This is a genomic window from Hungatella sp. SL.1.14, assembly GCF_024460495.1.
Taxonomy (GTDB): Bacteria; Bacillota; Clostridia; order Lachnospirales; family Lachnospiraceae; genus Hungatella; species Hungatella hathewayi.
The window spans coordinates 1-389 of record NZ_JANFYJ010000172.1 but is presented as its reverse complement, the minus strand read 5'-3'; the positions used below and the strand labels follow the sequence as shown (position 1 = coordinate 389).

Annotated in this window: 1 protein-coding gene; it reads left to right on the top strand. The window is 50.1% G+C overall.

The window, feature by feature from the left end; translation table 11 throughout:
- Positions 1–389: PCRF domain-containing protein (locus NE473_RS30535; protein WP_256265588.1), on the top strand; the 389-nt coding region annotated here is incomplete at both ends.

Sequence of the window (389 nt, the reverse complement as noted above, 5' to 3'; positions counted from 1 at the left end):
AAGAAAATGACGAAGAGATGCGTGAACTGGCAAAGGAAGAATTATCTGATTCGAAGAAGCAGATCGAAGCGCTGGAGCAGGAACTGAAGATCCTTCTTCTTCCCAAAGATCCGAATGATGACAAAAATATCATTCTGGAAATCCGTGCCGGTGCGGGAGGAGACGAGGCTGCCCTGTTTGCAGCTGAACTGTACCGCATTTACGTCAATTATTCTGAGAGCCAGCACTGGAAAGTGGAGCTGATCAGTGTCAATGAGAACGGAATCGGTGGCTTTAAGGAAGAGGTGGCCATGGTCACCGGAAAAGGCGCTTACTCCAAGTTAAAATACGAGAGCGGTGTTCACCGCGTCCAGCGTGTTCCGGAGACGGAGAGCGGCGGACGTATCCAT